The 10,764-nt window shown below is 42.5% G+C and carries 10 protein-coding genes; 9 read left to right on the top strand and 1 reads right to left on the bottom strand.

Annotated elements, in window-relative coordinates:
- A partial coding sequence (locus K1X76_11180) for a hypothetical protein (protein MBX7149631.1) occupies positions 1–211 on the bottom strand: 211 nt, incomplete at its 3' end.
- Positions 212–390: 179 nt separating this feature from the next.
- Between K1X76_11180 and purB the strand changes: the two genes are divergently transcribed.
- From purB to hemC, 9 genes are all read left to right on the top strand, one after another.
- Positions 391–1,698, top strand: a complete 1,308-nt coding sequence (gene purB, locus K1X76_11175) for an adenylosuccinate lyase (GenBank protein ID MBX7149630.1) — start codon at positions 391–393, stop codon at positions 1,696–1,698.
- A gap of 2 nt (positions 1,699–1,700) precedes the next feature.
- Positions 1,701–2,411, top strand: a complete 711-nt coding sequence (locus K1X76_11170; protein MBX7149629.1) for a phosphoribosylaminoimidazolesuccinocarboxamide synthase — start codon at positions 1,701–1,703, stop codon at positions 2,409–2,411.
- Entirely contained in the window at positions 2,412–2,651 is a 240-nt protein-coding gene (gene purS, locus K1X76_11165) for a phosphoribosylformylglycinamidine synthase subunit PurS (protein ID MBX7149628.1), read from the top strand. It begins immediately after the preceding gene.
- Between the two features lie 14 nt (positions 2,652–2,665).
- Positions 2,666–3,322, top strand: coding sequence for a phosphoribosylformylglycinamidine synthase subunit PurQ (gene purQ / locus K1X76_11160; GenBank protein MBX7149627.1), 657 nt, complete (start codon positions 2,666–2,668; stop codon positions 3,320–3,322).
- Positions 3,323–3,413: 91 nt separating this feature from the next.
- Entirely contained in the window at positions 3,414–5,621 is a 2,208-nt protein-coding gene (purL, locus tag K1X76_11155) for a phosphoribosylformylglycinamidine synthase subunit PurL (protein MBX7149626.1), read from the top strand.
- Positions 5,622–5,625: 4 nt separating this feature from the next.
- The gene (gene purF / locus K1X76_11150) at positions 5,626–6,996 is read left to right on the top strand and encodes an amidophosphoribosyltransferase (protein ID MBX7149625.1); all 1,371 of its coding nucleotides are present in this window, start codon (positions 5,626–5,628) and stop codon (positions 6,994–6,996) included.
- 5 nt (positions 6,997–7,001) lie between these two features.
- Complete coding sequence (hpt, locus tag K1X76_11145; GenBank protein ID MBX7149624.1) at positions 7,002–7,532, top strand: hypoxanthine phosphoribosyltransferase; 531 nt, start codon at positions 7,002–7,004, stop codon at positions 7,530–7,532.
- Positions 7,533–7,568: 36 nt separating this feature from the next.
- Positions 7,569–9,845, top strand: a complete 2,277-nt coding sequence (topA, locus tag K1X76_11140; GenBank protein ID MBX7149623.1) for a type I DNA topoisomerase — start codon at positions 7,569–7,571, stop codon at positions 9,843–9,845.
- Positions 9,835–10,761: a hydroxymethylbilane synthase gene (gene hemC / locus K1X76_11135; GenBank protein MBX7149622.1), complete on the top strand. Its 927-nt coding sequence runs from the start codon at positions 9,835–9,837 to the stop codon at positions 10,759–10,761. The genes topA and hemC overlap by 11 nt, the downstream gene beginning before the upstream one ends.
- Positions 10,762–10,764 lie beyond the last annotated feature (3 nt).

The raw sequence follows: 10,764 nt of genomic DNA, 5'->3' as shown, positions 1-10,764 counted from the left end.
TTTCTTCTTGGTCGGTTGCAAGCTGTTCTAAAGAGGGAGTGGATGTTTCTTGTGTTTTGTCTGAGTCGGCGTTGGTATCGGTATTGGGTTCTTCTAAAACAGGTTCTTCGTCTAAGGTGGGAACAATCTCTTCCCCTGGAGGAGGTAGCTCTTGGGCTAAAGCTAGATTTGCTGACAATAACAGCGAAATGAAGAGAAACTTTTTAAACATAGACCAACTAATCCCTAAAGAGGTATTTTGCCAATCCCGCTAAGCGGGATAAGTATCTTATCAAAAACTATCTCGTGCGTTGGGCACAAGCTATTTTTTGTAAGATACTAATAGTTTAGCAAATTTATCTTCTCTCTTGCACTCAATTTTATTGTGCGTTATGAGGGGGCCTTCTTCTTATGATACCACGCTATACAAACCCTGAAATGGCGGCTATTTGGGAGCCTCATAACCGCTTTAAAATTTGGCTCGAAATTGAGATGTTGGCGCTTGAGGCTTGGGCCGAAAAGGGCGTTTTATCTAAAGATACCGTAAGGGCTATCCGCTCCAAAGCCAAGTTTAATGTAGAGCGCATCGACCAGCTAGAACGTGAATTAAAACATGATGTTATCGCGTTTTTAACCTCGGTAGCCGAATTTGTAGGGCCCGATTCACGCTATATTCACCGGGGCTTAACCTCATCCGATGTGGTAGATACCAGCTTTGCTGTGCAGTTGGTTCAGGCTGGCCAAATTCTTTTAAAAGATATCGATCATCTTCTGTCTGCTCTCATGCTGCGGGCGCAAGAGCATAAGCATACGCCTTGTATGGGCCGCTCGCATGGTATTCACGGTGAACCCATCAGCTTTGGACTTAAATTTGTGTTGTGGTACGAAGAAATGAAACGTAACCGTGAACGCCTGGAACAAGCTATTAGCACCATTGGGGTGGGTAAACTTTCGGGTGCTATGGGTACGTTTACTAATATTGAACCCGAAATTGAAGAATACGTATGTAACAAACTAGGTTTAACGCCCGCTAAAATTTCTACACAAATTATACAGCGCGACCGTCATGCACATTATTTTTCTACATTAGCCGTTATTGGGGCCACACTCGATAAAATGGCCACCGAAGTGCGCCATTTACAACGTACCGAAGTATACGAAGCCGAAGAATATTTTTCTCCCGGTCAAAAAGGATCTTCGGCCATGCCGCACAAGCGTAACCCGGTGTTAAGTGAAAATGTATCGGGCCTTTCGCGTTTACTGCGCGGGTATGCGGTTACCGCCCTTGAAAATGTGGCCCTCTGGCACGAACGCGATATTTCGCACAGCTCGGCCGAACGCGTGATTGCTCCCGATGCCACTATTGCGCTTGATTTCATGCTGCAGCGTACCTGCAATATTATTGAAAACCTGGTGGTATATCCCAAGAACATGCAAAAAAATATCGACAAGATGCATGGTTTGGTTTTTTCGCAGCGTGTACTGGTAGCGCTTACCGATAAAGGTATGAGCCGCGAAGATGCTTATCGTTTGGTGCAGACTAATGCCATGAAGGTGTGGCAGGAAGATGCCGATTTTAAAGCGCTGCTTAAGGCCGACGAAAAAGTAGCTCGTTATTTATCGCACGACGATATTGATGCGCAGTTTGATATCCAATTTTATCTGCGCCATGTAGATACCATTTACACACGTGTTTTTGGAGCCAAGAAGGGAAAATAACAATGCCCAATAAAACCGAACAACTCTACGAAGGAAAAGTCAAAGTTATTTTTAAAACCGACGATCCCAATTTGCTCATCATGTATTACAAAGATGACGCCACCGCTTTTAATAATAAAAAGAAGGGCACTATTGAAGAAAAAGGCGCTATCAACAATGCCATTACCGCCAAGCTTTATGAATTACTGGCCGCAAAAGGGATTCCTAATCATCTTGTTTCTAAAATTAGCGATCGTGAAATGTTGGTAAAAAAAGTAGAGATTATTCCTGTAGAAGTGATTATCCGCAATGTGGTGGCGGGTGGGCTTTCTAAGCGTTTAGGCATTCCCGAAGGAACTCCTCTTAAACGTCCTATCATTGAGTATTGCTATAAAAGTGACGAGTTAGACGATCCCATGATTAACGACGATCATATTTTAACCTTGGGTTATGCTACCGATCAAGAACTCATCAACATCCGTAATTTAGCTTTAAAAGTAAATGATGTATTAGTGCCATATTTTGATGCTTTGGGTATTCGTCTTATCGATTTTAAATTGGAATTTGGTCGTCATAAAGGGGAAGTGATTTTAGCCGATGAAATTACACCCGATAGCTGTAGGTTGTGGGATAAGAAAACAAATGAGAAGTTAGATAAAGACCGCTTCCGTCGTGATTTGGGAAAAATTGAAGAGGCCTATCAAACCATTTTAAGAAAGGTAGTGGGTGAATAAATGAAAGTAGAAGTTTTTGTAACCTTAAAAAATGGTGTTTTGGATCCTCAAGGTAAAGCGGTGTGTGAAGCGCTGCACACCATGGGCAATAACAATGTAAGCGATGTGCGTCAGGGTAAATATTTTGAGTTAGAAATTGAACCCAAAGCCGGTGTGGAATTAAAAGATCAGGTTAAAGCCATTGCCGAAAAAGTATTGGCCAATACGGTAATTGAAAATTTTAGATTTGAAGTAAAATAAAGGTAACCCTCTCTATGAAATTCGGTATCGTTGTTTTTCCAGGTTCCAATTGTGATTTTGACTGCTTTGATGTGGCTACACGCGTGATGGGGCAACAGGCCGAATATATCTGGCATAAAGATACTCATCTTAAAAATGTAGATGCTATTATTTTACCCGGCGGGTTTTCGTACGGCGATTATTTACGTTGCGGGGCCATTGCCAAGTTTTCGCCCGTAATGGCCGAGGTAAAAAAGTTTGCAGCAGAAGGCCGTCCGGTTATTGGCATTTGTAACGGTTTCCAAATTTTAGTGGAATCGGGACTTTTGCCTGGTGTTCTTATGCGCAACCAGGGATTGCGTTTTATTTGCCGCACGGTTCCCCTTAAACTTAAAACCACAAACACACTTTTTACCAAAAAAGGCGTTAAAGACCAAACTTATCAAGTGCCCATTGCGCACATGGAAGGTAATTATTTTATCGATGATGCCGGTTTAAAAAATCTTCAAGATAACGATCAGATTGTTTTTGAATATGTAGATAATCCCAACGGCGCTATCGCCAACATCGCCGGCATTTGTAACAAAGGGCGAAATGTATTGGGTATGATGCCGCATCCGGAACGTGTAAGCGAAGGATTATTGGGCGGTACAGACGGAAAATTTATATTTGAGTCGGTTATTGGTGGATAGTGGATGGTTGATGGTGGATGGTGAAAGAGAAATCTTTCCATCCACTATCCACTATTCACCATTCACTTGAAGTGAAGTGCAATCATCACAAATGACAAATGAAGTTATTGAACAACACGGTCTTACCACCGAAGAATACGCCAGTATTGTAAAATCCATTGGGCGCGAACCTAATCTTGTAGAATTGGGAATTTTTTCGGTAATGTGGTCGGAGCATTGTAGCTATAAAAGTTCGCGTATTTATCTCAAAAATTTTCCTACCAAAGGTGAAGTTGTGGTGCAGGGCCCAGGCGAAAATGCCGGTGTGATTGATTTGGGCGATGACTTATGTTGTGCGTTTAAGATGGAATCGCACAATCACCCGTCGTTTATCGAGCCTTATCAGGGTGCTGCAACGGGTGTGGGGGGTATTTTACGTGATGTGTTCACCATGGGGGCACGTCCTATTGCCAATTTAAATTCACTTCGTTTTGGCGAAGCCTCCCACGAAAAAATTCCGTTTTTAGTAAAAGGTGTAGTGGCCGGTATTGCGGGTTATGGTAATTGTATGGGCATTCCCACTGTAGGCGGCGAGGTTTATTTTGATCCTTGTTACAATGGTAATAATTTAGTGAATGCGATGACGGTAGGTCTTGTTCAGCGTGATAAAATTTTTAAAGGCTATGCATCTGGCCCAGGTAATCCCATTATTTATTTGGGCTCCAAAACCGGCCGCGACGGGATTCACGGGGCTACCATGGCGTCTGACAGTTTTGATGAAGGTTCAGAAGAAAAGCGTCCAACCGTTCAGGTAGGTGATCCGTTTACCGAAAAACGATTATTAGAAGCGTGTTTAGAATTAATGGCCAAAGACGCCATCATTGGTATCCAAGATATGGGTGCTGCCGGTTTTACCAGCTCGTCCATAGAAATGGCCTCGCGTGCGGGAACGGGTATTGAAATGGATTTAAATAAAGTTCCATTGCGTGAAAAGGGCATGACGCCGTACGAAATTATGCTGTCTGAATCGCAGGAGCGCATGTTGCTTGTTGCTAAAAAAGGTGCCGAAAAAATTGTAGAAGAAATTTTTACCAAATGGGATTTAGATGCCTGCGTGGTGGGGCATGTAACCGATAGCGGACGCATTGTGTGCAAGTTTAACAATGAAGTGGTAATTGATTTGCCCATTGATCCTTTGGCTCATGGGGCTCCTATTTACGAACGTCCGGTTGCCGAACCTAAAAATTTAAAAGAACGCCAAACGCTCGATGTAGCGAGTATTCCGCAGCCGTCTTCTTATAATGAAGCGCTTCTTAAAATGCTGGCTAATCCCACTATTGCGTCTAAACACTGGATTTACGAACAATACGATCATCAAGTCATGACAAACACCGTGGTAAAGCCCGGGTCGGATGCCGCCGTGATTCGTTTAAAAGGAACTAACAAAGCATTGGCTGTAACTACAAACGTGAATAGTCGTTATTGTTATCAAGATCCTGTAACCGGTGGTAAGCAAGCGGTGGCCGAAAGCGGACGCAATATTGTGTGCTCGGGCGGGCGTCCTTTAGCTATTACCGATTGTCTCAATTTTGGAAATCCTGAAAATCCGGAAATTATGTGGGAGTTTAGAGAATGTGTGAAGGGCATCAGTGAAGCTTGCCTTTCTCTCAATACTCCCGTGGTGAGCGGCAACGTGAGTTTTTATAACGAAACAAAAGGTACGTCTATTTACCCCACGCCTACTATTGGCATGGTAGGGCTTATTGACGATATCACCACTACCGTTGATCAATTTTATAAAAACGAGGGCGATATCATTATTCTCTTGGGTGAAACCCGTGAAGAATTAGGTGCTAGCGAATACTTGTGGATGACACAAAAGAAAGTGGCCGGCCTTACGCCTCGTGTTGATTTGAATACTGAAAAGAAATTATGGGCCCTTATGAATCAACTTACAAACGCGCGTTTGGTACAATCGGCTCACGACTGTTCTGAAGGCGGGTTGGCGGTGACTTTGGCCGAGTCTGCTTTGGGGCCCAAGTCTTACGGCATCTTGACAGATTTAAATTTGGCCTTAAGAGATGATGTGGCGCTTTTTTCGGAAACCCAATCGCGCATTGTGCTCTCTGTTAAGCCGGCTTCTCTTCAAAAAGTTCTCGACTTGTCTCGCGAGGCCGGTGTTGTTGCCTGCCAAATTGGCAAAGTAACGGGGCAAAAGATTGTTATTAAAAATAAAGATAAAGTTTTAGTGGATGTGGATTTGTCTCAAGTGAAAGATAATTATATCAACGGTTTTGAACGCGCTGTTTTTAAGCGATAAAATTATGTGTGGAATTGTTGGCATTTACAATCATGAAGAAGCCTCAAAGCTGGCTTACCTGGGCCTGTACGCGCTTCAACATCGCGGGCAGGAGAGTGCCGGTATTGCTGTGAGCGATGGCGATAATATTAAAACACACAATGCCATGGGGCAGGTTGCCGATATTTTTACAACGCCTGTATTAGAAAAACTTCCCGGCCGTTCGGCTATTGGTCATGTTCGTTATTCTACGGCTGGCGAAACGGTACTACGTAACGCTCAGCCGTTTACCATCAACTTTTCACGCGGGATTGTTTCTATTGCGCACAACGGTAATATTGTGAACGCAGACATCCTCAAGGCCGAGCTTGAAGCTCACGGTGCTATTTTTCAGTCTACCATCGATACGGAAGTGATTTTGCATCTCATTGCTGTGTCTCGCAAAAAATCTATTGTTGATCGCATTATTGATGCCCTCATGAAAGTGAAAGGGGCATATTCTCTTGTTTTTCTAACGCCCAAAAAGATGATTGTAGCTCGTGATCCTTACGGTTTTAGACCTCTTGTTTTGGGTAAAAAGGGTTCCACCTATGTGGTGGCCAGTGAAACTTCGGCCCTTGATTTAATTGAAGCTACTTATGAACGTTCGGTAGAGCCTGGCGAAATTATTGTTTTTGAAAACGGCGAGATGAAATCGATGTCGCCCTTTGAACCACGCAAGCGTGGGCATTGCATTTTTGAATACGTTTATTTTGCTCGCCCCGATAGTATTGTGTACGACCGGAACGTGTACGAAATTCGTAAGGGTTTTGGACGTATGCTTGCGCGTGAGTCAAAAATTAAAGCCGATATGGTGGTTCCAGTTCCCGATTCGGGTGTGCCGGCGGCAATCGGTTATTCTGAAGAATCCGGTATTCCCTTTCAAATGGGGCTGGTGCGTAACCATTATGTAGGCCGTACCTTTATTGAGCCCGAACAATCCATCCGTAATTTTGGCGTGAAGGTAAAGCTTAATCCTGTCAAAGAACTGATGGATGGTAAAAAAGTGATTTTGATAGACGATTCTATTGTGCGTGGCACCACCAGCCGAAAAATTATTAAATTAGTGCGCGATGCAGGTGCAAAAGAAGTGCACATGCGTATTTCCAGTCCGCCCACCAAATGGCCTTGTTTTTACGGAATAGATACGCCTTCTAAAAAAGAACTGATTGCTTCGCATCAAAGTTTAGAAGAAATCTGCAAGTTTATTGGTGCCGATTCGCTCTCGTATCTTTCTAAAGATTCTTTGTATTGGTTTGATAAACAAAATTCACGCGAGTGGTTTTGTGATGCCTGTTTTACTGGCGATTATTTTGAAGGTACCAAGGAAGTAAAAGCTCGATTAGATGCGGAGTAGTTCTCATGGTTGAGTCTATATCCCATTCCGTTTTATTATCTGCTAATCAAATAGAAGAACGTCTAAAAGAGTTAGCAAAAATCATTTCTAAAGATTACTCCGGTAAAAAAGATATTGTGGTGCTGGGCATTTTAAAAGGATCCTTTATTTTTATGGCCGATTTAGTGCGGCATTTGGATCTGCCTATTACTTGTGAATTTTTAAGGATTAAAAGTTACGATAATAATAGATCATCGGGGGTGATTGAAATTGAAAGTCATACACTTAGCTTAAAAGATAAGCATGTGCTGGTGGTTGAAGATATTGTGGATACTGCCCTTACTTTTAATACATTACTCGATTATTTAAAATCTAAAGAGGTAAAAAGTCTTAAAACCTGTGTATTGCTCGTGAAAGAGCAGGCGGCACCTCATAAAAAACAAATAAATTATCTTGGATTTACCATTCCTAACGACTATGTATACGGTTACGGGATGGACGATATGGAAGAAAACCGTTTTCTCCCCTTTGTAGCCAAAAAATCAGTTAATCTTTGACCTTCACCATCTGGTCGATTAATATATTAGCCCTTTATGAGTAAAAATCTTGTTATAGTTGAGTCTCCGGCTAAAGCCAAAACTATTGAAAAGTATTTGGGCCGTGATTTTACGGTTAAGGCCTCTATTGGCCATATAAAAGACTTGCCTAAAAAGAATTTGGGCGTTGATTTAAAAAATAATTTTGAACCTGAATATGAAGTAATTCCCGGTAAAAAAAAGGTTATTGATGAAATTAAAAAAGCGGCTCAGGGTTCTGAAATTGTTTATTTAGCCCCCGATCCAGATCGCGAAGGAGAAGCTATTGCCTGGCATGTTGCCGAAGAAATTAAAAAGCTAAAGAAAAAACCGGTTATACATCGTGTTCTTTTTAACGAAATTACCAAATCGGCCATTCGTGAAGCTATTCAAAAACCAATTGTGCTAAATACCAGTATGTTTGAAGCCCAACAGGCGCGTCGTATTTTAGACCGCTTGGTGGGGTATCAAATTAGTCCTTTGTTGTGGGAGAAGGTTCGTCGCGGATTATCGGCAGGTCGTGTGCAATCGGTGGCGGTGCGGCTTGTATGTGAACGCGAAGATGAAATTTCAAAATTTATTTCCGAAGAATACTGGAATTTAGAAATAAAAGTAGAAGGCAGTATCCCGCCGGCATTTTCGGCACGCCTTAGTAAAATTGACGGTAAAAAAGCTGAGCTTAAGAATGGCGATGACACTCAAGCCTTAGTTAAAAGTTTAAAAGGTCAAAATCTTCTATTAAAAGCTATTGAAAAGAAGGAGCAAAAGCGCCATCCTACGCCGCCGTTTATTACATCCAAACTCCAGCAGGAGGCCTCACGCAAGTTAGGGTTTACCGCTAAAAAAACCATGATGCTGGCACAACGCCTGTATGAAGGTATTGAAATGGATGATGTAACAGAAGGTCTTATTACTTACATGCGTACCGATTCGCTCCGTGTAGCCGATGTGGCTATTGAGCAGGTGCGTGGCTTTATTAAAGAGACGTATGGTTCTGAGTATGTGCCCGAATCTCCCAATTTTTATAAAAATAAAAAGGGCAACACGCAAGACGCGCACGAAGCTATTCGCCCCACCAACATGGAGCATGCGCCCGATAAGGTAAAAAAATATCTCGAACGCGATGCGTACCGTTTGTACGATCTTATTTGGAAGCGTTTTGTAGCCAGCCAAATGAAGCCTGCGGTGTTAGACCGTACGGTTTTTGTGATTGAAGTTAAAAATTGTGAATTTCGCGCCTCGGGTTCGGTTGTTAAATTTCCCGGTTTCTTATCTGTTTACCGTGAAGACTGGGATGAAGGCGATAACGAAAGCCGCGATAATCAAGATGAAGAAGGTCGACTTTTGCCCAATTTAAAGGAAGGTGAAAATTTAAAGTGTCACGAGTTTTTACCCTCGCAGCATTTTACCGAGCCCCCTCCACGCTATACCGAAGCGTCTTTAGTAAAAGAACTGGAAGAAAAGGGTATTGGCCGTCCGTCTACCTACGCCTCCATTCTTTCTGTTATCCAAGATAAAAAATACGTCGATAAAATTGAAGGTAAAAAATTTAGACCTACCGATTTAGGAAAATTGGTGAATGATCTTTTGGTAAATCACTTCCCTGATATTTTAGACGTAAAATTTACCGCCCACATGGAAGAAGAATTGGATGATGTGGAAGAGGGGAAGATGAAGTGGACCGATACCTTAAATGAGTTTTACAGTACATTTTCTAAAACTTTAGGTGAAGCTAAAGTGGCTATGCGTGATGTGAAGCGCCAAGAAATTCCTACCGATCAAAAATGTGAAAAATGCGGTGGGGTTATGGTTATTAAATTTGGAAAGCATGGTGAGTTTTTGGCCTGCCAAGCTTATCCCGATTGTAAAAATTCTAAAGAGTTTGTGCGAAACGAAGCCGGTAAAATTGAAATTCAAGCGGAGGAAACCACCGACGAAAAATGTGATAAATGTGGCAGGGCTATGGTGGTAAAGCGCGGTAAATTTGGTAAGTTTTTAGCGTGTTCGGGTTATCCTAATTGTAAAACAACAAAGGCTGTTTCTATTGGTGTAAATTGTCCTAAATGCACCAAACCTCTTTCCGAAAAGAAAACCCGTAGGGGTAAAGTTTTTTATGGTTGCACCGGATACCCTCAGTGCGATTTTGCCAGCTGGGATAAACCGGTAAATCAAAAATGTCCGCAGTGTGGTGCCAGCTACCTGGTAGAAAAAACCACCAAAGCACACGGCACCACCATTAAATGCGCCGAAAAAGAATGCGGGTATTCGCGGAGTGTGGAAGAAAGTGAATCTTAAAGAATTAAAAATTGGAACGCGCGCTTCAAAACTGGCCTTGTGGCAGGCCAATTTTGTTAAAGATTCTCTTTTAAAAATTCATCCTCATCTTTCTATTATCCTTCATCCCATCACCACCAAAGGCGATCAAATTTTAGATGTGACCTTATCTAAAGTAGGTGGAAAAGGTTTATTTGTTAAAGAAATTGAAGATGCGCTATTAAATAAAACGGTAGATGTAGCGGTTCATAGTTTAAAAGATGTGCCCGGTGAGTTGCCTCAAGGCTTGATGCTAGCGTCCTATCCGGTGCGTGAAAATCCCAGCGATGCGCTGGTTTCCAAAAATAATCTTTCGTTTGAGCAATTAAAAAAAGGGGCCATCCTTGGTTCTTCCAGCCTGCGTCGTATCAGTCAACTGAAAGCCTTAAGACCCGATCTTCAATTTATAAATTTACGTGGCAATGTGGAAACACGCATCCGTAAAATGAATGAAGGCGTCTGCGATGCGATTATTTTAGCTAAAGCCGGGCTCATCCGTTTAGGCATGGATAGTCTTATCACCGAAGAATTGAATATGATTCCCGCAGTAGCTCAAGGGGCTTTGGGTTTAGAAACGCGTGTGGGCGATGAAGACGTTATCTCTCTTTTAAAAGGTTTGGATCACTACGAAACACGCGTATGTGTAGAAGCAGAACGTGAATTTTTACGTGTGCTTAACGGCGGTTGCCAAGTGCCGCTGGGTTGCCATGCCACGCTTTCGGGCCAAAAAATTATCCTCAATGGTTTTGTAGCGTCACCCGATGGTTCTCAAATGATTCAAAAAAAGTTGGAAGTGCCGGTTGATAAAAATGTAGAAGGTGGGAATACTTTAGCGCAATCACTTCTGCAAGCCGGTGCTGATGTCATCCTGAACGCAGTGAAGGATCCCCTAGTGTAATTC

The sequence above is a fragment of the bacterium genome, assembly GCA_019695305.1.
Lineage (GTDB): Bacteria > UBA10199 > UBA10199 > UBA10199 > JAIBAG01 > JAIBAG01.
Note: the sequence above shows the minus strand (reverse complement) of the source record. Positions and strands in the feature narration are given on the sequence as shown.

Excerpts from the sequence above, each read along its gene's own strand:
- purB (MBX7149630.1), top strand. The coding sequence starts at position 391 with ATGATACCACGCTATACAAACCCTGAAATGGCGGCTATTTGGGAGCCT.
- K1X76_11170 (MBX7149629.1), top strand. The coding sequence starts at position 1,701 with ATGCCCAATAAAACCGAACAACTCTACGAAGGAAAAGTCAAAGTTATT.
- purS (MBX7149628.1), top strand. The coding sequence starts at position 2,412 with ATGAAAGTAGAAGTTTTTGTAACCTTAAAAAATGGTGTTTTGGATCCT.
- purQ (MBX7149627.1), top strand. The coding sequence starts at position 2,666 with ATGAAATTCGGTATCGTTGTTTTTCCAGGTTCCAATTGTGATTTTGAC.
- purL (MBX7149626.1), top strand. The coding sequence starts at position 3,414 with ATGACAAATGAAGTTATTGAACAACACGGTCTTACCACCGAAGAATAC.
- purF (MBX7149625.1), top strand. The coding sequence starts at position 5,626 with ATGTGTGGAATTGTTGGCATTTACAATCATGAAGAAGCCTCAAAGCTG.
- hpt (MBX7149624.1), top strand. The coding sequence starts at position 7,002 with ATGGTTGAGTCTATATCCCATTCCGTTTTATTATCTGCTAATCAAATA.
- topA (MBX7149623.1), top strand. The coding sequence starts at position 7,569 with ATGAGTAAAAATCTTGTTATAGTTGAGTCTCCGGCTAAAGCCAAAACT.